We start from the raw sequence: 17,576 nt of genomic DNA on the forward strand, positions 1-17,576 counted from the left end.
GACCCTCACTTCACCAGATTGACGGCGGTGTCGACGGCGATGGCCACGTCGTCGTCGGCGGGGTAGAGCAGGGTGCGGCCGACGATGAGCCCCCGGACCGACGGGATGGCCAGTGCGCGTTCCCAACTGGCGTATGTCTCCTCCGGCGCGGTCTGCGGGTCGCCGCCGAGCAGCAGGGTCGGCATGGTGGTGGCGTCCATGACGCGCTCCATCTCGTCGACCACCGGCAGCTTGAGCCAGGTGTAGGCCGAGGTGGAGCCGAGGCCCTGGATGATGTGCATCGACTTGATCACCGCGTCGGCGGTGAGGTCGTTGCGGACCTTGCCCTCGATCCGGTTGGACAGGAACGGTTCCAGCATCGCGATGACGTTGCCGGCGGCGAGCTCATCGACGGCCGCGGCACACGAGGTCATCATGTTCAGGGTGCCGGGGTCGTCGAGGTCGACGCGGCAGAGCATCTTGGCGCCGTTGAGTCCGGCCTCGACGGTCCAGCCCGCGGTGGCGGCGGTCATCCGGTCGTCGAGTTCGAACGAGGCGCCGGCGAGGCCGCCGCGGTTCATCGATGAGAACACCACCTTGCCCTCCAGCGCGCCGAGCAGCAGCAGGTCCTCGAGGATGTCGGACGTGGCCAGCACCCCGTCGACACCGGGATTGGCCAGCGCCGTCCGCAACCGGTCGAGCAGATCGGTGCGGCTGTTCATCGCGGTCTGATTCTTGCCGACCGACAGGGCACCGCGGGCGGGATGGTCGGCGGCGACGATCATCAGGCGGTCGTCGCCGATGACGGTGTCGCGGCGCCGGCGCCGGGCCCACGCCTCGGCGATGACGTGCGGGCGCTGCGCCCGGATCGCGGTGACGTCGGCGTAGTCGGCGCACAGGGGCGCGTCGGCGAGGTAGTCGGTGGGGGCGGGGGTGATCGCGGTGGCGAGTTCAGGCATGGATGTGCTCCTGGGCTGTGGCTGCGAGTGCGGCGACCTCGTCGGCCGTCGGCATGGCGGTGGAACATTCGAGGCGTCCGGCGACGATGGCGCCGGCGGCGTTGGCGTGCAGGAGGATCTTCTCCAGCGGCCAGTCGGCGAGCAGGCCGTGGCACAGCGATCCGCCGAAGCTGTCGCCGGCACCGAGTCCGTTGATCACATCGACGGGGATCGGTGCGACCTCGACCGTTTCATGGCGGGTCTTGCCGAGCACGCCGCGCGGGCCCTGCTTGACGATGGCGAGTTCGACTCCGAGGTCGAGCAGCGCGTCGGCGGCCTTGTGGGGATCGGTTTCACCGACGGCGATCTCGCACTCCTCGCGGTTGCCGACGGCGACGGTCACGTGTCCCAGCGCGCGCTGCACCTGCTCGGTGGCGGCGGCGGGGGTGTCCCAGAACATCGGCCGGTAGTCCAGATCGAGTACGGTGAGCGGCCGGCGGGCGCGACTTTCCCACGCGGCGAAATGTGCACTGCGCGAAGGCTCTTCGGACAGGCCCGTCACCGTCGACCAGTAGAGACGGGCATCGGCCACGGCGTCGGTGTCGATGTCGGCGACCTCGACCTGCAGGTCGGGGGCGGTGGGCTTGCGGTAGAAGTACAGCGGGAAGTCATCCGGCGGGTAGATCTCGCAGAACGTCACCGGCGTGGCATAGGTGTCGTCGACGCCGACGTAACGGTTGTCGACGCCGAGGCGGCTCAGTTCGGCGCGCACGAAGCGGCCGAACGGGTCGTCGCCGACGCCGGAGATCAGGGCCGAGTGATCACCGAGACGGGCCGCGGCGACGGTCACGTTGGCGGCGCTGCCGCCGAGGAACTTGCCGAAGCTGGTGACGTCCTCGAGGCCGACGCCGATCTGCTGCGGATAGATGTCGACGCCGCTGCGTCCGATCGCCAGCACGTCGAAGCGGGCTGATGGGCGGTCTGTGGTCACGAATCGCTCCTGGTCGAAAGTCATGTGCGGTGGGCGGGCCACTCGGGCGGTGCCCCTCCACTGTGCGACAGACCACAACCAAAAGTCAAGACTTTGTCAGGACATTCGAACCTGGCATGATCGGTGGTACGGATCACAACACCCTCATGTGACGAAAGGATGCGTTCCCATGACAGCAACCACGATTCCCGATGCCCAGCCGACGGCCGACGGTTCGGCGGCCACTGCACTACCGGTCGGCATCATCGGATTCGGGTGGATGGGCCGGGCGCATGCCCAAGCGTATGCGCGCCTGCGGCATCACTATCCGCACCTGACCCCGGCGCCCCGGCTGATGACCATCGCCGACGAGGTCGCCGACCGCGCGGCCACCGCCGCCGCACAGTTCGACGCCGGCTTCGTCACCGACTGGCGAGATCTGGTCGCCGACAACTCGATCGCCGCGGTCAGCGTGACCGCGCCCAACTTCCTGCACCGCGAGATCGGTTGCGCCGTCGTCACTGCCGGCAAGCATCTGTGGATCGAGAAGCCGGTGGGACTCTCGTCGGCAGATGCACGTGCCGTCGCCGACGCGGCCCACGCCGCCGGTGTGGCCACCGCCGTCGGATTCAACTACCGCAACGCTCCGGCGGTCGCCGCGGCCCGCGAGATCATCGGCGCCGGTGAGATCGGCGAGATCACCCACGCCCGCTTCCGCCTGTTCAGCGACTACGCCGCCCACCCGGACGGCGCGTTGAGCTGGCGGTTCGCACGTGAGCGCGGCGGCAACGGTGTGCTCGGAGATCTTGCGTCGCACGGCGCCGATCTCATCTGGTATCTCCTCGGCGACATCGACTCCCTGGTGGCCGACACCGCCATCTTCATCGATTCCCGCCCCAAACCCACCGGTGCCACCTCGGGACACCAGTTGGCCACCGGTGGGGAACGTGGGCCGGTGGAGAACGAGGACTACCTGTCCGCGCAACTGCGCATGGCCTCCGGCGCCCGATGCGTCCTCGAGGCGAGCCGTGTCTCGGTCGGGGAGCAGAACTCCTACGGTTTCGAGATCCACGGCACCACCGGCGTCCTGCGGTGGGACTTCCGGCGCATGGGCGAACTCGAGATCGGCCGCAGCGGAACCTCCGGGGTCATCCAGGATCTGCCGACCTCGACGGTATACGTCGGGCCCGGCCACGGCCAGTACGCCGCATTCCAGCCCGGTTCGGCCACCGCGATGGGCTACGACGACCTCAAGGTGATCGAGGCCGCGCGATTCTGCGCGTCGATCATCGGTCCCGACGCCGTCGCGGCCGTCGGTGCCGGTGCCACGATCGACGACGCGGTGCGGGCCGCCGAGGTTCTCGACGCGATGACGGCGTCGGTGGAACACGGCGCGTGGGTGTCACCGGCATCGGTGTCGTCGGTATCGGTGTCGTCGGTATCGGTGTCGCACGACGGGTGACCGGTGTGGGATCCGACGACGTGGCATCGGAGGCGGCGGCCACACCGCACGCGGATTTCCCTCGCGCGCTTGCCCTTCTGGGGGCGGGCGCGATGTTCATGGAGATCCTCGACGCCACCATCGTGGTCACCGCGTTGCCGTCGATGGCCGCCGATCTCGGGGTCGACGCCATCGACGCCACCGGCGTGGTCACCGCCTACCTGATCACACTCGCCGTGCTCATCCCGCTGAGCAGCTGGCTGGCCGACCGCTTCGGGATGCGGCGGGTGTTCCTGACCGCCCTCGTCGTGTTCACCGTGGCATCGCTGGGATGCGCGCTGGCGCCGTCACTTCCGGTGCTCATCGGGATGCGGGTGGCCCAGGCCGCCGGCGGCGCCATGATGGTCCCCGTCGGTCGGCTCGCGGTGTTGCGGGCGGTACACGTCGGTGACGTGGCCCGCGCGATCGCCTACCTCACCTGGCCCGCACTGGTCGCCCCGGTGCTCGCGCCACTGCTCGGCGGGCTGATCGTCGAGCACGCCGACTGGCGGGTGATCTTCGCGATCAACATTCCCATCGGAGTCCTGGGAGTCGTTGCGGCCCTCAGGATTCTGTCGCCCGACGGGCCGCGCGCAGACACGCCGCTCGACGCGATCGGCGCCGCCGGCGCGATCATCGCGATCGGCGCCGCGATGGCGGTCGCCGAAATGCTGACGGCCGCCCCGATCCGGTGGTTGGTAGTCGCGATCGGCGTGATCGTCGCGGCAGTGGTCGGTGCGCTGACCATCCGGCACCTGCGACGCGCTGCCCATCCACTGCTCAATCTCGCTGTCCTGCGCGTGAAGTCGTTCGGTTCGGTGATCGGCTACGGCACCGGTTACCGGATGGCGATCAGTGCCGTGCCGTTCGTGGTGCCGCTCATGCTGCAGTTGCGGCTGGGTTGGTCGCCGGTGACCGCGGGCGCGATGGTCACGGCGCTCTTCGCCGGCAACGTCGTCATCAAACCGGCCACGACCCCGCTGATGCGCCGGTGGGGGATTCGGCAGGTGCTGCTGGCCGTCGCGGTGGCCTCGGCGATCACGTTCGCGGGTCTGGCGTTGATCGGTGAGCAGACCCCGCCGGTGCTCATCGCCATCGGGTTGTTCGTCTCCGGCATGCTGCGCTCGATCGGATTCTCCGCCTACAACACCGTGGCCTTCGCCGACGTCGACGCCACGCAACTCGGCGACGCCAATGCCCTGCACGCCGCCGTGCAGGAGTTGGGGAATGCCTTCGGTGTCGCACTGGCGTCGGTGACCATCGCGCTGGTGGGCGGTGGCGTGGGTGCTCTCCCGGCCGGCGGCTACTCGGTGGTGTTCCTGGCGCTGGCGGTGGTGATGATCATCTGCGGTGTCGGTGCGGCCCGGCTGCCGTCTCGGGTGGGAGCCCACGCCCTGGGCGGGAATTGATCCGAATGTCCGGACAAAGTATTGACATTCGGTTGTGATCGGTATTACATCAGTGGCTAATCCCGACGGAAAGGATCGCGACATGACGCAGAGCGTGTCCCCGGAGTGTGTGTCCCGGGAGCCGGTGCGATCGCCGCTCATCGGGCTGGTCTTCGACGCGTCGAATCCCTTCGAGGCCGACCTCGTCGACGCCGTCTACGCCGCCGCCGACGCGCGTGCCGTCGCCGAATCCGCAGCGGGACAGTCGCACCCGCGCTACCGTATCGCCTCGAGCATCCACGGCCGCGCACGCAACCGGGCCCGCGCGATCGCCGATCTCGTCGACGTCGACTGCGACGCGCTCATCGTCGTCGGCGCCACCCACGACGACGCCCTCGACCTGCCGCTGCCCACCGTCATCATCGGCGAACGGATCGCCGATCTGCCCGCACTGACCATCGGGACCGACGAATGGCAGGGTGCGCACCTGGCCGTTCAGCATCTGATCGATCTGGGGCACAGCGCCATCACGCATATCGGCGGCGGTGACCATCCGTGCGCGGCCGAGCGGCAGCGCGGGTACATCGGGGCGATGACCGCCGCCGGATTGCAGCAGAACTGTCAGATCCTGCGGGGTGATTACACCGAGGAGGCCGGCGCCCGGGTCGCCCGCGAACTCCTCGATCGATTGCCGCGGCCGACCGCGGTGTTCCTCGCCAACGACCGCATGGCCTTCGGCTTCATCGATGTCATGCGAGCCCACGGGGTCTCGGTGCCCGCCGAGATGTCGGTGGTCGGTTACGACGACGGTCATCTGGCCGGCGTCGATGGCGTCGACCTCACCACGATCCGGCAGGACATCGGAGGTCTGGCGGCCGCGGCGATCGATGCGGTCGGTCGAGTGCTGACCGATGATTCCGTCGAACCCGGCGGATGCGGCTTTCTGGGTGACGTGGCACTCGAACCCGAGTTGATCGTTCGGGCGACCACCGCGGCGCCCAAGCGTCGTCGGCGGCCGCCGCGCGAACGCGATGAACCGCGCCTCCGGTGGGGCCTGATGGTCGAGCACCTCGACGACACCGTCATGAACTCCCTCGCCGACCCCGCTCTGGTCAGCGGCTCCATCGAGGTCGTCGCGAGTGCGTCGACCATGAACGCCTGGCAGATCGCCGACCGGCTCGGCATCCTCGCCAGCTACGGGCTGTACGGGGATCTGCTCGACGACCCCGACATCGACGCGGTGCTCATCGCCCTCGATGACGACCTTGCCGACGAGTGGGCGCTCCGCTCCGCGGCGGCCGGCAAGCAGGTACGTCGCATCGTGTCATCCACCGATCGCCCTGTCGCTCTCCCTCAGTTGAAAGGTATTCCGTGACATACTCTCTGCCCGCCGCACGCACACCCGATGCGCGTTCGGCGCCGGTGATGCGCTGGGGGATCCTGGGCCCCGGCTGGATCGCATCCCGATTCGTCGCGGCACTGCACAAGCACACCGATCAGCGGGTGACGGCTGTCGGTTCCCGCTCGGCGGCGCGCGCCGAGGAGTTCGCGCGGCAGTTCGACATTCCCGCGTCGCACGGCGCCTACGCGGACCTGCTCGCCGACCCGAGCGTGGACATCGTCTACGTGTGTACGCCGCACACCGAACATCTGGCGGGTGCCCTGGCGGCGCTCGACGCCGGTAAGCATGTGCTGGTGGAGAAGCCGCTGGGTATCAACGCCGATCAGGCCCGCACCGTCGCCGCGCGATCCGCGGAGACCGGGCTCTTCGCCGGTGAGGCGATGTGGACTCGATTCCTGCCGAAATTCGATGTCCTGCAACAGGTCCTCGACGCCGGAATCCTCGGGGAGATCCGGACCGTGATGGCCGACCACGGCGAGTTCTTCACCGCCGACCACCGCATCTACGATCCGAGCCTGGCCGGCGGGCCGATGCTCGACCTCGGGTCGTACCCGGTCGCCTTCGGACAGTGGGTGCTGGGTCGGCCATCGGAGATCACAGCGCTCGGTACACCCGCGAATGACGTTCTCAACGGTCAGGTCTCGGCGCTACTGCGGTCGACCACAGGCGGGCACGCACTGCTCAACACGACCATCATGTCCGATACCCCGACGACGGCGGCGATCTGCGGCGTCGACGCCGAGGTGATCATCCCCGGACCCTTCTATCAACCGGGACCGTTCGAGATCCGCCTCCGCGACGGCGCGGTGCTCTCCTACGACGAGGAGCACGGCTCACATGAGGACGGGCTGCACTACTCGGCGGTCGACGCCGCGCGCCGAATCGGTCTCGGTGCCAACGAATCCGAGGTCCATCCACTGGCCGACGCGGTGGCTGCACTCGAGACGATGGATGCCATCCGCGCGCAGATCGGCATCGTGTTCCCCGGGGAGGCCGTCGCATGACGGTCCGGGTCGGGATCATCGGAACCGGCATCATGGGTGCCGACCACGCCGAGAACCTGCACCGTAACGTCAGCGGTGCCGCGGTGACCGCGGTCGCCGACGTGAACTCCGACGCCGCGCGCCGGGTGGCCGCCGCGGTCGGGGGAGCGCGGGTGTTCGGCGACGCCACCGCGCTCATCGTCGACGACGCCGTGGATGCCATCGTCATCGCCTCACATGACTCCACCCACGCGGAACTGACCCTGGCGGCTCTCGACGCCGGGAAACCGGTGCTGTGCGAGAAGCCGCTGGCGCCCACCTCGGTGGAATCCCGCGAGGTGTGCGAGGCCGAGATTCGAGGCGGGCAGCGGCTGATCAGCGTCGGATTCATGCGGCGCCACGATCCGTCCTACGTCGATCTTCGTCGGGTCGTGAGGTCCGGGGATCTCGGCGAGATCCTCGTCGCGCACTGCGTCAGCCGCACCGTGTCGGCCGATCCGCGCGGTGACTCGGCGTCGACCATCACGAACGCGGCCATCCACGAACTCGATGTGATGCCGTGGCTGCTCGGCTCCCCGATCGTCGAGGTGAGTTGGCATGCGGGACGGTCGAGCCGCAACGCCGGACGCCGAGTCGACCCGCAGATCATGCTGTTGCGCACCGCATCCGACGTGCTGATCACCGTGGAGGTCTTCGTCAACGCGGGCTACGGCTATGACACGCGCTGCGAGGTGGTCGGCGAGGACGGCGCCGCGGCACTGACCTTGCCCGCCGCGGTGGTGATCGATCGGGCCCGGACGCGATCAGTCGGCTACCCGGCCGACTGGCGCCCCCGCTACGCCGACGCCTACCGACATGAGTTGTCCGAGTGGATCAGTGCCATCGCGGACGGCCGACCGCCGACGCTGGCCACCGCCGCCGACGGGCTCCGCGCCGCGGTCGTGGCCGACGCACTCATCGAATCGATGAACAATGGTGGCAAGGCCGTCCGGGTCGGCCACGACGTCGCCGAGGTCCCCGCGTAACCCTGATTGCGTTGACAGCGCTCTCTCTGACGTTGACAGCGCTTTGCTTGTAGCCGACTGTGCTCGCTGGGCGCTGTCAACGGAATACGGAGCGCTGTCAACGGAATACGGAGCGCTGTCAACGTAATTCGGAGCGCTGTCAACGGCGCTCGGTTAGTCGTACGCGCCCGGGATGGTCTGATCCCAGTCGATCACCGAACCGGTGACCACGCCGCTGCGATCGGACAGCAGGAACACCACGAAATCGGCGATCTCGTCGGGCTGGCCTAGCTTGCCCATCGGCACCGATCCATTGGCCTCCTCGATCCACGAGTCATCCGCACCGTGAAAGCGCTTCTGCACCTGCGCCTCTCCCTCGGTCTCTGTCCAGCCGATGTTGAGCCCGTTGATGCGAATCCGATCCCAGCGGTGGGCGTGCGCGGCGTTGCGGGTCAGGCCGATGAGGCCGGCCTTCGACGCCACATAGGGTGCGAGGTACGGCTGACCACCGTGCGCGGACATCGTGATGATGTTGACGATCGTGCCCGGGGCGCCGCGGTCGGTCATGTCGCGGACCGCGGCCGCCATCGTGAAGAACCGGGCACGGAGATTGACCGCGACGTGTTGTTCGAAGAGCTCCGGCGTGGTGTCGAGAAGTGTTCCACGACTGGTGGTTCCCGCGGCATTGACCAGGCAGTCGATCCGGCCGAACTCGGCGACGGTGGCGGTGACGGAATCGGTGGCCCCCTGCGGGTCACTCAGATCGGACTCGATGAATCGGACGGGGCACTCGGTGAATTCGTCGGCGAGGCGCTTGCCCTTCTCGGCGTTGCGGCCGCTGAAGGCGACACGCGCGCCGGCTGCGGCGGCGGTGCGCACGATCTGCGCGCCGAGGCCCTGCGTTCCGCCGCTGACGAGCACCACCTTGTCGGTGAGGAGTTGGGCACGGGCAAGCGACAGATCGGCGGTCATGGCAGGGGTCCTCTCTGGTGAACCGGGTCACAGAAAGATAATCATGATGTCAGGACAAAGTCGAGTCCTGGGCAGGACCCGTCGTGGCTCGCACGACCAGTTCGGGTGTGAGCGTGGCGGTCGACCGCTCGGTGCGATCTCGGTCGAGACGTTCGATGACGGCGGCGATCGCACGGTCGGCCTGTTCGGCAGGGCGTTGCGAGACGGTGGTGAGCGCGACGTTGCCGAGTCGTGCCAGCGGACTGTCGTCGTAGCCGGTGATCGAGACCTGCTCCGGCACCGCGACTCCCGCGGAGCGGAGCACGTCGAGGGCCCCGACCGCCAGTAGGTCGTTGGCACACACGACGGCCGTCGGCAGGTCTCCGGCGAGCAGCGAGTGTCCGGCCGTCATGCCCGCGGCCTCGGTGAAGCCGTCGGATTCGATGACCGACCCGGAGTGTGCGAGATCGTAGGACCGTAGCGCGCGCAGAAAGCCGGCGCGACGGTCGGCGGCGATCGCGCCCGACCCGCCCGACACGTGGACGATCCGGCGATGCCCCAGTCGGTAGAGATGGTCGACCACCTGCGCGATGCCCTGCGCATCATCGGTGCGCACGGCATCGACGTCCGGACCGCCGACGCGACGGCCCACCGCGACGGTCGGTACGCGTGTGGCCAACTCGCCGATCTGGGCGTCGGGCAGTTCGGTGCCGATGAGCAGCATTGCCTCGCAACGGAAATCGAGAAGTGTGTCGACGACGCGATTCTCGCCGTGCGTCGGGGTGACCGCACCGAGCACGATCTCGTATCCGGCGGCATCGGCCGCGCGGACCAACTGCTCGACGAGTTCGGCGTGAAAGCTGTTGCGGATCTGGGCGACCGCGCCGATCAGGTGCGTGCGCCGCGCGGTCATCAGTGCCGCGGTGCGATTGACCCGGTACCCGAGTTCGTCGGCGGCGGCCATGACCGCGGCCCGGGTGTCGTCGCCGACCCCGGGCGCCTGCCGGAACACCAATGAGACGGTCGCCTTGGAGACGCCGACGTGATCGGCGACATCGGCCATCGTGACGCGCCCGCGAGTGGCCATCGGCGGTCGTTCTCCTTCTTCGGTGCGGCGTGGGTGTTGACAGCGGCGGGTGACCGCCGTCATAGTATCGTACTATACCGGTCTACTAAACCGGTCTAGCGCGCTCGACGTGCGCATTCACATCGCCTCTTGCACTTCAAGGAGAAACCATGAGCCAGGATCCCGTTGGCGTCGCCGTCATCGGCGGCGGCATGGCCGGCCGCGCGCACGCGGCCGGCTACCGGATGGCGTCGACGCTGTTCGACGTCGACCGCCCCGACGTGCGTCTGGTGGCCATCGCCGACGCCAACCCCGCCGTCGCCGACGAAACCGCCCGACGCTACGGCTATGAACGCGCCGAATACGACTGGCGGGCGCTCGCGGATGCGCCGGACGTCCACGCGGTGAGCGTCGTCGTCGCCAATCACCTGCACCGGGAGATGGTGGAGGGCCTACTTGCCGCGGGTAAGCATGTCCTGTGCGAGAAGCCGCTCGCCGCGTCACTCGCCGACGCCGAGGCCATGGTGACCGCAGCCGAGGATGCGCCGGATTCGGTTGCCGCCGTGGGCTACACGTACCGTCGCTCACCGGCGGTGGAACAGATCCGCCGCGAAGTGGCCGCACAGACCATCGGCGCGCCGATCCATTTCAACGGCCACTACTGGTGCGACTACGGACTCGACCCGACCTCGCCGATCACCTGGCGCCACCGTGGCGGACCGGGGACCGGTGCGCTCGCCGACGTGGGTAGCCACCTGCTCGATCTCTCGGAATTCATCTTCGGGCCGATCGTGGAGGTGTCCGGAGCGGTTTTCCACACCGTGATCACCGAGCGACCGATCCCGCTGGGCACCACCTACGGTCACACCAAGGGCGCCGTAAGCGACGAGAACGCACCGGTCGAGAACGACGACATCGCCACCTTCACGGCCACTTTCGCCAATGGCGCCGTCGGCACCTTCTCGGCTTCGCGGGTCGCGCACAACCTGCCCGACGGCCTGGGCTTCGAGGCCTTCGGCACCGAGGGATCGGTGTCCTGGGACCTCTCCCGGCCGGCCGAGTTCCAGATCTCCCTGGCCGGCGACAACCCGGCGCTCGGCGGCTCCCGGCGCGTCATCATCGGACCCGACCATCCCTACATCCGAGGTGGGCTGCCGATGGACGCCGGCGGCGTCGGCCACGGCAAGGCGGAGTTCTTCGCCTACCAGGCGCGCGCCTTCCTCGACCAGATCGCCGGGATCGATGCCCTCGGCCCGCTGCCCGGCTTCGACACCGGGGTCCACAGCATGCGGGTCGCCGCCGCCATCGCCGGCTCCGCCGCCGCGGCCGGCGCCACCGTCAAGATCGTCTGACCCGTATTCACCTGCACCACAATCCATCCGAAAGAGGCATCATCATGAAACTCGGTGTGTACACCGCCATCCTGCACGACCGTTCCCTGCCCGAGACGCTGGAGGTCATCGGCTCACTCGGCCTGACCGGCGCGGAGATCAACGCCGGCGGTTTCCTGGGTACCCCGCACCTCCCGGTGGCCGAACTGCTGTCCGGGGAGGTGAGTGTCCGTGACTACCTCTCGACCTTCGACGGCACCGGCGTGTCCCTGGCCGGCCTGAACTGCAACGGCAATCCGCTGCATCCGGACCCGGAGGTGGGCCCCGAGGACGCCGACGACCTGCGTAACGCGATCCGGGTGGCCGGGCTGCTCGGCGTCGACCGCGTGGTCACCATGTCCGGACTGCCTCATGCGCATCCGGGTGGCCAGTGGCCGGCCTGGCACGTCAATACCTGGGATTCGGGCTACCTCGATTCGCTCGACTACCAGTGGGATGAGGTGGCCCTGCCGTTCTGGGCCGAGATCGATGCGCTCGCCCGCGAGAACGGCGTCACCGTCGCCATCGAGATGCATCCGCAGAATCTGGTGTTCAATCCGCCGACGATGAAGCGGCTCGTCGACCGGCTCGGCGCCACCAACATCGGTGCCGAGATGGATCCGTCGCATCTGTTCTGGCAGGGCATCGATCCGGTGGCCGCCATCGAATGGCTCGGCCCGCTGGTCGTCCATGCCGCAGCCAAGGACACCCGGATCAACGACAACTGCTCGATCTACGGCGTCCTCGACGAGCGGTTCACCCGAATCCCGCTGTCGGAGAACCCGACCGGACTCGGCGGCAAGCATGTGGTCAACAAGTGGCCGGAGGACTCCGCCTGGGACTTCGTCGCCGTCGGCCGCGGTCACGACATCGGATTCTGGACGCGATTCCTCGCGGCACTGGCGGCCGTCGACCCGAACATGGCCGTCAACATCGAGCACGAGGACGTCTCCCTCGGCCAGATCGACGGACTGCGTGAGGCCGCCCAGACCCTGCGTGCCGCCGACTCGGCGTTGGTGAGCTGACAATCTGACACACGGACAACTGCAGCGCGGCCCGAATTCTCGGGTCGCGCTGCAGTTCTCTGTCGGTGCCCACCCAACACTCGACCCGCGGCGGATACGAACGCGGTGTGACGAGCGGCTGGTGTCGATATACGGCGCGAGTGACCTGTGTGGCCGCATCTATATCTGCTGTGATGGCCGGCGGCGTTCAACTCCGGGTTCGGTTGTGGGAATCCGGTTGGAGAGTGAAGGCGTACTCGTCACGCAATCCGAAAAGCGCGATTCCCGCACCGGTATCCGGTGCGGGAATCGCGCGTGTTCGGGTGATGTCTTGGCTGCTCAGATGAGTTCCCTGATCCGTCGGCTCGGGTAAATACGGCCGGTGGACACCTCGTCCTCGACCTCCTCGAGGGTCTTGCCGCGGGTCTCGGGGGCCTGGGTGATGACGAACAGCAGCGCGATGATGCCGATGCCACCGAACATGAAGAACGTGCCGGTGATGCCGGTCGCCTCGACCAGGGTCGGGAAGAACAGTCCCAGAAGGGCATTGGTGATCCACAGGCAGAACACCGAGATGCCGATGGCCAGACCACGGATGTGCAGCGGGAAGATCTCCGACAGCAGGACCCAGGTGGCCACGTTGAGGAAGGTCTGCATCGATCCGACGAAGATCACCACGAGAGTCAAGATCACCCACGGACGGGCGGGATTGCCCTCGGGCAACGCCAGCGATGCGATGCCGATGAGGAAGTGGCAGGTGGTGGTGAGGCTGTAGCCGATGATGAGGGTGGTGCGCCGATTGATCTTCTGCGCCAGCCAGAGTGCGGTGATCGAGCCGACGACCGCGATGACGCCGGGGGCGATGTTGGCGATGAGTGCGGCGTTGCTGGCGAATCCGGCGTCCTTCAGGACGGACTGGCCGTAGTACATGATCGAGTTGATGCCGGTGAGTTGTTGGGCCACACCGATTCCGATGCCCACCAGCACGATGCGCCGAATCCATTTGTTGTCGCGCAACGCCGTCCAGCTGCCGTGGATCGCGGTCTCCTCCATCTCGTGGAGTTCTTCGACCATGTCGACCTCGGCCCGGGCGCGCTGCTGCGAACGAATGGTGGCGAGAACGTCGTAGGCCTCCTCGCGGCGGTTCTGGGCGATCAGCCAGCGCGGTGACTCGGGTACGCGGACCATGCCGACCATCAGGCAGATCGCCGGGAGGGCGGCGACGGCGAGCATGATGCGCCAGACCCCGTCCTCCTCGCCCCAGATGTTGCCGATGATGGCGTTGACGATGAAGGCCGCGAGCTGACCGACGACGATCATCACCTCGTTGCGGCCGGCGAGGGAGCCGCGGATCTCATACGGCGCGAGTTCGGCGAGGTAGACCGGGACGACGGTCGACGCGGCGCCGACGGCCAGTCCGAGCACCACACGTCCGACCACCATGACACCGAATCCCGGAGCGAACACGCAGATGAGGGTTCCGGCGAGGAAGAGGACCGCCAGGCCCATGATCGACTTGCGGCGGCCGATGGCATCCGACAGCCGACCGCCGATCAGCGCACCGAACGCGGCGCCGAACAGCAGGGAGCTGGTGACCACACCCTCGGTGAAGGCGGTGAGGCCGAGGTCGGTCTTCATCGGCTCCAGTGCGCCGTTGATGACACCGGTGTCGTAGCCGAAGAGCAAACCGCCCAGCGTGGCGATCAGGGCCACGGCATGAAGACGCCGCCGGAACGGTCCCGTTCCCAGCGGCGGCAGAGTCGACTGATCGTGTTTCAGACCCGGATGGTCATCGGTGGTGGACATGGTGCTCCTTGCCTTGGGTTACATCTTCCACTGTCAGTGATGACAGTCACAAGAGGATCGTAACCCAGTTTGTGCAAATGTCCTAACAAATAGTCGTCAATGGATCTCCGATCGGTGACTCAGCGCGGCATCAACCCGGCGGCACGATAGGCGGCATCGATGAACTCCATGGTGGCGACGGCATCGTCCGGCCCGATCGGCAGCGATTCGCCGGACCGCAATGCGGTGGCAAGTGCCTCGAGCTGAAAGGTGTAGGTCGCGCGGGTACTGACGTGCTCGACGTGCTCGGTGCCGTCTCTGATGATGGTCAGGCGGTCGTCGCGCTTCGGCGAGAGGTAGTCGTGCAGGATCAATTCACCGGTGTCGCCGACGATCCGACACCGGAAGGTGTAGTCGGCGTCGACCATCGACGTGGTCGTGGCGCCGGTTGCCCCGGACGGATACCGCACGTCGATCGTCGCCGATTCGTCGACCTGGCCGTCGCGGACCACGGCCGATGCCGCGGTGATCACCGGCTCACCCCCGGCGAACTCGCCCAGATGCCGAAACACATGGACGCTGTAGCAGCCCAGATCCATCAGCGAACCGCCGGCAAGATCGTAGGACCATCGCGGATCCGTCGGAGCCGGCTCGGGCATGCCCATCACGACCTCCACGCGCCGGAGATCGCCGATTATGCCGTCACCCAGCAGTTCCCGAGTGCGCGCCATCAACGGATGGAACAGGTAGTGGAACCCCTCGAGTATCGGAACGCCGGCCCCGCGGGCGGCATCGGCCACCTCGCGGGCCTCGGAGGCATTGCGGGCGAACGGTTTCTCGGTCAGCACCGGTTTGCCGGCCCGGATCGCAGCCAGATTCCACGGCGCGTGAAGCGAATTGGCGAGCGGGTTGTAGATCATGTCGACGTCGGGGGCCGCAATCACCTCGTCATAGGTGTCGACGACCCGCTCAACGCCGTACGTCGCGGCGAAGTCCTCGGCGCGACGCCGGTCCCGGGCGGCGACCACGACCAGTCGATGGCCGAGTTTGCGTGCGGGGCCGACGATCGCGTTCTCGGCGATCCGGGAGGCGCCGAGGACGCCGATCCGCAACGGTTCGTCAACCGAACTTGCGCGGTTCATACGTAGATCTCTCCGCGGGCCACGCGGCGCAGATACGACATGGAGACCGCGACATCGGCAGCGGCCGAGTCGGCGGCGGCCTCGTCGGCGAGAATCGTATCCTGTTCGAGGACAAACCATCCCTGGTATCCGGCGTCGGTGAGCGCGCCCACCACCTTGGAGATGCGGGCCCGGCCCGCGCCGAGCGGGACATACATACCGGCGGCGACGGCCTCGGTGTAGGAGAGTTCACCGCGCTGTACTTGTTCCGCGAGGTCGAGACGAACGTCTTTGAGATGCGCGTGCCGGATGCGGTCGGTGAAGGCTGCGGTGATCTCGAGTGGATCGGATCCGCCGATGAGCAGGTGACCGGTGTCCAGGCACAACCCGATCGATGAGTTCTCCAGCACTCGATACACCTCCTCGCGATTCTCGATCAGCGTGCCGACATGCGGATGCAATGCTGCCACTACACCTCTGCGCGCAGCCATCCGGTCGAGGCGATCGAGGTTGGCCAGCAGAGTGGACCATTGCGCATCGTCGAGATCGGGCCGTGCGTCGTAACCGTCGACACCGGTGGCGGCAGCGAGTACGACGACGTCACCCCCGGAGATCTCGAGTCTGTCGAGAACCTCGGAGACCTCCGGTTCCGGATCGTGGTCGGCATCGTGCAGGACCACGGGCACAAAGGAACCCACACAGGTCAGCTCGAACGACGCGAGGGTGTCGCGCAGTTCCTGTGGGGCAGAGGGCAGGAAGCCCTCCGGGCCGGTTTCGGCGGCGGTCACGCCGAGTTCGCGCATCTCTCCCAGGACCCGATCCCGGTGAACCTGGTAGCCCCAGTCGGGCACCTCGCATACACCCCAGGAGATGGGGGCGGCGGCGATACGGAGGCCGGTCGTGGTGCTCATGCGGTGTGCCGCCGATCGAGTTCGGCGAGTTCGCGGGAGAAGCGCTCCGCGTCGAAACCGCCGGCGAGGGCACGATGGACCAGTTCGGCCTGGGTTTCGCCGGCCAGCCCCGACAGTGGCTGGTCGAGGTCGAGGTTGCTGGGGAAGGCGTATCCCTCCGCGGCGGCGGCGATGACGTGGTCGACGCCGGACTGGTCGCCGGAGGCCGCCAGGTCGAGCAGCGACGGATACAGCGATCGCAGCATCGCCGACCGGTCGACGGCATCCATCGCGCGCCCGAACGCCGACGACACCTGGAGCAGATTCGCCATGCGCTTGATGTCGGTGGAGGTGTTGTGGCCGGCGGCATGGAACAGTGCGGGATTGAAGAACACCCCGTCGCCGGCACGGAGCGGAATCTGGATGTGGTGGGCGGCAAAGTAATCGCGGAACTCGGGCAGGTTGAACGCGATGTATCCCTGTTCGTATCGCTGTGAGTACGGCAGGTACGTCGTGGGACCCGACTCGAGCGGCATGTCGACGTGGGCGACCGCACCCTGCAGGGTCAGCGCCGGCGACAACCGGTGGATGTGCGCGCGGAACTGTGCGGCCGTGTCGGTCGACATGAAACCCAGGTGGTAGTCGCGATGCGGATTCTGTGCGGCGCCACCGGGATTGACGACGTTGATGGCCGAGGTCACCTGATACATCGGGCCCAGCCACGCCTCGCAGATCAACGCGAGGATGTCGTTGGCGTAGTACCGGGTGAAGGTCTCCGGGTTGCGGATGGCGAGTTTCTGCAGGGCATTCCAGATGCGGTCGTTGGCTCCGGGTGCGGCGAAATGGTCGCCGAAACTGCGGCCGGCGGCGTGCTGTTCGTCGATGATGTCGGAGAAGATCCGGGTGGATTCGCCCAGTCCGTGCCGCTCGTCGAATGCGCCTGCGAACACGACGATGCCGGGCCCGGTCAGCAGCGCTCGTGCCAACTCGTCGCCGACCCTGATGCGGACGGCCGGATCGGCGATCTGTGACCGCAGGGCAGCCGCGTCGTAGACGAGGACGTTGTGGTCGACCGATGTCGCGTACGGGTAGTCGGCGAGATCGGTCTCGGCGTCGATGGCGGTGACGAAGTCGTCGATGCGGCATTCGTCGAGCCCGAAGCGGTCGGCGCGGTGAGTCGAGGTGCGCTCGCCGGAGGGGTTGTGCACGGTCATGGGGTGTGCGCTCCTGTCCATAAAAGGAGGG

The 17,576-nt window shown here is 67.6% G+C and carries 15 protein-coding genes; 7 read left to right on the forward strand and 8 right to left on the reverse strand.

Features of this window, described 5'->3' with window-relative positions; translation table 11 throughout:
* Positions 1-5 precede the first annotated feature (5 nt).
* Together ABLE94_RS16000 and iolC are read right to left on the reverse strand one after the other, a co-directional pair.
* On the reverse strand, positions 6-938 hold the full coding sequence (locus ABLE94_RS16000; protein ID WP_348804456.1) for a Cgl0159 family (beta/alpha)8-fold protein: 933 nt from the start codon (positions 936-938) through the stop codon (positions 6-8).
* Positions 931-1,932: a 5-dehydro-2-deoxygluconokinase gene (gene iolC, locus ABLE94_RS16005; RefSeq protein ID WP_425476218.1), complete on the reverse strand. Its 1,002-nt coding sequence runs from the start codon at positions 1,930-1,932 to the stop codon at positions 931-933. The genes ABLE94_RS16000 and iolC overlap by 8 nt, the downstream gene beginning before the upstream one ends.
* 145 nt (positions 1,933-2,077) lie before the next feature.
* Between iolC and ABLE94_RS16010 the strand changes: the two genes are divergently transcribed.
* From ABLE94_RS16010 to ABLE94_RS16030, 5 genes are all read left to right on the forward strand, one after another.
* On the forward strand, positions 2,078-3,349 hold the full coding sequence (locus ABLE94_RS16010; protein ID WP_348804454.1) for a Gfo/Idh/MocA family protein: 1,272 nt from the start codon (positions 2,078-2,080) through the stop codon (positions 3,347-3,349).
* Positions 3,328-4,776 (forward strand): MFS transporter, encoded by a 1,449-nt coding sequence (locus ABLE94_RS16015; protein ID WP_425476221.1) that lies wholly within the window; start codon positions 3,328-3,330, stop codon positions 4,774-4,776. Before ABLE94_RS16010 ends, ABLE94_RS16015 begins: the two co-directional genes overlap by 22 nt.
* Before the next feature lie 82 nt (positions 4,777-4,858).
* The gene (locus ABLE94_RS16020) at positions 4,859-6,130 is read left to right on the forward strand and encodes a LacI family DNA-binding transcriptional regulator (RefSeq protein WP_348804452.1); all 1,272 of its coding nucleotides are present in this window, start codon (positions 4,859-4,861) and stop codon (positions 6,128-6,130) included.
* Positions 6,127-7,161, forward strand: coding sequence for a Gfo/Idh/MocA family protein (locus tag ABLE94_RS16025; RefSeq protein WP_348804451.1), 1,035 nt, complete (start codon positions 6,127-6,129; stop codon positions 7,159-7,161). Before ABLE94_RS16020 ends, ABLE94_RS16025 begins: the two co-directional genes overlap by 4 nt.
* A complete protein-coding gene (locus tag ABLE94_RS16030) occupies positions 7,158-8,165 on the forward strand; it encodes a Gfo/Idh/MocA family oxidoreductase (protein WP_348804450.1) in 1,008 nt (335 codons plus the stop codon). Before ABLE94_RS16025 ends, ABLE94_RS16030 begins: the two co-directional genes overlap by 4 nt.
* A 153-nt stretch (positions 8,166-8,318) precedes the next feature.
* Here ABLE94_RS16030 and ABLE94_RS16035 read toward each other — a convergent pair whose 3' ends face one another.
* Both ABLE94_RS16035 and ABLE94_RS16040 read right to left on the reverse strand, forming a co-directional pair.
* Positions 8,319-9,116, reverse strand: a complete 798-nt coding sequence (locus tag ABLE94_RS16035; protein WP_348809250.1) for an SDR family oxidoreductase — start codon at positions 9,114-9,116, stop codon at positions 8,319-8,321.
* A 49-nt stretch (positions 9,117-9,165) separates the two neighbouring features.
* Complete coding sequence (locus tag ABLE94_RS16040) at positions 9,166-10,182, reverse strand: LacI family DNA-binding transcriptional regulator (protein WP_348804448.1); 1,017 nt, start codon at positions 10,180-10,182, stop codon at positions 9,166-9,168.
* Positions 10,183-10,331: 149 nt separating this feature from the next.
* Here ABLE94_RS16040 and ABLE94_RS16045 point away from each other — a divergent pair, with 149 nt between their 5' ends.
* Both ABLE94_RS16045 and ABLE94_RS16050 read left to right on the forward strand, forming a co-directional pair.
* A complete protein-coding gene (locus ABLE94_RS16045; RefSeq protein WP_348804447.1) occupies positions 10,332-11,513 on the forward strand; it encodes a Gfo/Idh/MocA family protein in 1,182 nt (393 codons plus the stop codon).
* 44 nt (positions 11,514-11,557) lie between these two features.
* Complete coding sequence (locus ABLE94_RS16050; protein ID WP_348804446.1) at positions 11,558-12,556, forward strand: sugar phosphate isomerase/epimerase family protein; 999 nt, start codon at positions 11,558-11,560, stop codon at positions 12,554-12,556.
* A 318-nt stretch (positions 12,557-12,874) separates the two neighbouring features.
* On the opposite strand, the gene ABLE94_RS16055 is transcribed toward ABLE94_RS16050, so the two are convergent.
* From ABLE94_RS16055 to ABLE94_RS16070, 4 genes are all read right to left on the reverse strand, one after another.
* On the reverse strand, positions 12,875-14,341 hold the full coding sequence (locus ABLE94_RS16055) for a sugar porter family MFS transporter (protein WP_348804445.1): 1,467 nt from the start codon (positions 14,339-14,341) through the stop codon (positions 12,875-12,877).
* A gap of 119 nt (positions 14,342-14,460) precedes the next feature.
* A complete protein-coding gene (locus ABLE94_RS16060) occupies positions 14,461-15,462 on the reverse strand; it encodes a Gfo/Idh/MocA family protein (protein WP_348809251.1) in 1,002 nt (333 codons plus the stop codon).
* Positions 15,459-16,352, reverse strand: coding sequence for a sugar phosphate isomerase/epimerase family protein (locus tag ABLE94_RS16065; RefSeq protein WP_348804443.1), 894 nt, complete (start codon positions 16,350-16,352; stop codon positions 15,459-15,461). Before ABLE94_RS16065 ends, ABLE94_RS16060 begins: the two co-directional genes overlap by 4 nt.
* Positions 16,349-17,545, reverse strand: coding sequence for a phytanoyl-CoA dioxygenase family protein (locus ABLE94_RS16070; protein ID WP_348804442.1), 1,197 nt, complete (start codon positions 17,543-17,545; stop codon positions 16,349-16,351). The genes ABLE94_RS16065 and ABLE94_RS16070 overlap by 4 nt, the downstream gene beginning before the upstream one ends.
* Positions 17,546-17,576 lie beyond the last annotated feature (31 nt).

This window comes from Gordonia sp. VNK1, assembly GCF_040049135.1.
Classification (GTDB): domain Bacteria; phylum Actinomycetota; class Actinomycetes; order Mycobacteriales; family Mycobacteriaceae; genus Gordonia; species Gordonia oleivorans.

What these genes read in the sequence shown, in the direction of transcription:
- iolC (WP_425476218.1), bottom strand. Translation starts at nt 1,932, where the DNA reads ATGACTTTCGACCAGGAGCGATTCGTGACCACAGACCGCCCATCAGCC.
- ABLE94_RS16070 (WP_348804442.1), bottom strand. Translation starts at nt 17,545, where the DNA reads ATGACCGTGCACAACCCCTCCGGCGAGCGCACCTCGACTCACCGCGCC.
- ABLE94_RS16035 (WP_348809250.1), bottom strand. Translation starts at nt 9,116, where the DNA reads ATGACCGCCGATCTGTCGCTTGCCCGTGCCCAACTCCTCACCGACAAG.
- ABLE94_RS16030 (WP_348804450.1), top strand. Translation starts at nt 7,158, where the DNA reads ATGACGGTCCGGGTCGGGATCATCGGAACCGGCATCATGGGTGCCGAC.
- ABLE94_RS16055 (WP_348804445.1), bottom strand. Translation starts at nt 14,341, where the DNA reads ATGTCCACCACCGATGACCATCCGGGTCTGAAACACGATCAGTCGACT.
- ABLE94_RS16065 (WP_348804443.1), bottom strand. Translation starts at nt 16,352, where the DNA reads ATGAGCACCACGACCGGCCTCCGTATCGCCGCCGCCCCCATCTCCTGG.
- ABLE94_RS16010 (WP_348804454.1), top strand. Translation starts at nt 2,078, where the DNA reads ATGACAGCAACCACGATTCCCGATGCCCAGCCGACGGCCGACGGTTCG.
- ABLE94_RS16060 (WP_348809251.1), bottom strand. Translation starts at nt 15,462, where the DNA reads ATGAACCGCGCAAGTTCGGTTGACGAACCGTTGCGGATCGGCGTCCTC.
- ABLE94_RS16000 (WP_348804456.1), bottom strand. Translation starts at nt 938, where the DNA reads ATGCCTGAACTCGCCACCGCGATCACCCCCGCCCCCACCGACTACCTC.
- ABLE94_RS16045 (WP_348804447.1), top strand. Translation starts at nt 10,332, where the DNA reads ATGAGCCAGGATCCCGTTGGCGTCGCCGTCATCGGCGGCGGCATGGCC.
- ABLE94_RS16040 (WP_348804448.1), bottom strand. Translation starts at nt 10,182, where the DNA reads ATGGCCACTCGCGGGCGCGTCACGATGGCCGATGTCGCCGATCACGTC.
- ABLE94_RS16050 (WP_348804446.1), top strand. Translation starts at nt 11,558, where the DNA reads ATGAAACTCGGTGTGTACACCGCCATCCTGCACGACCGTTCCCTGCCC.
- ABLE94_RS16020 (WP_348804452.1), top strand. Translation starts at nt 4,859, where the DNA reads ATGACGCAGAGCGTGTCCCCGGAGTGTGTGTCCCGGGAGCCGGTGCGA.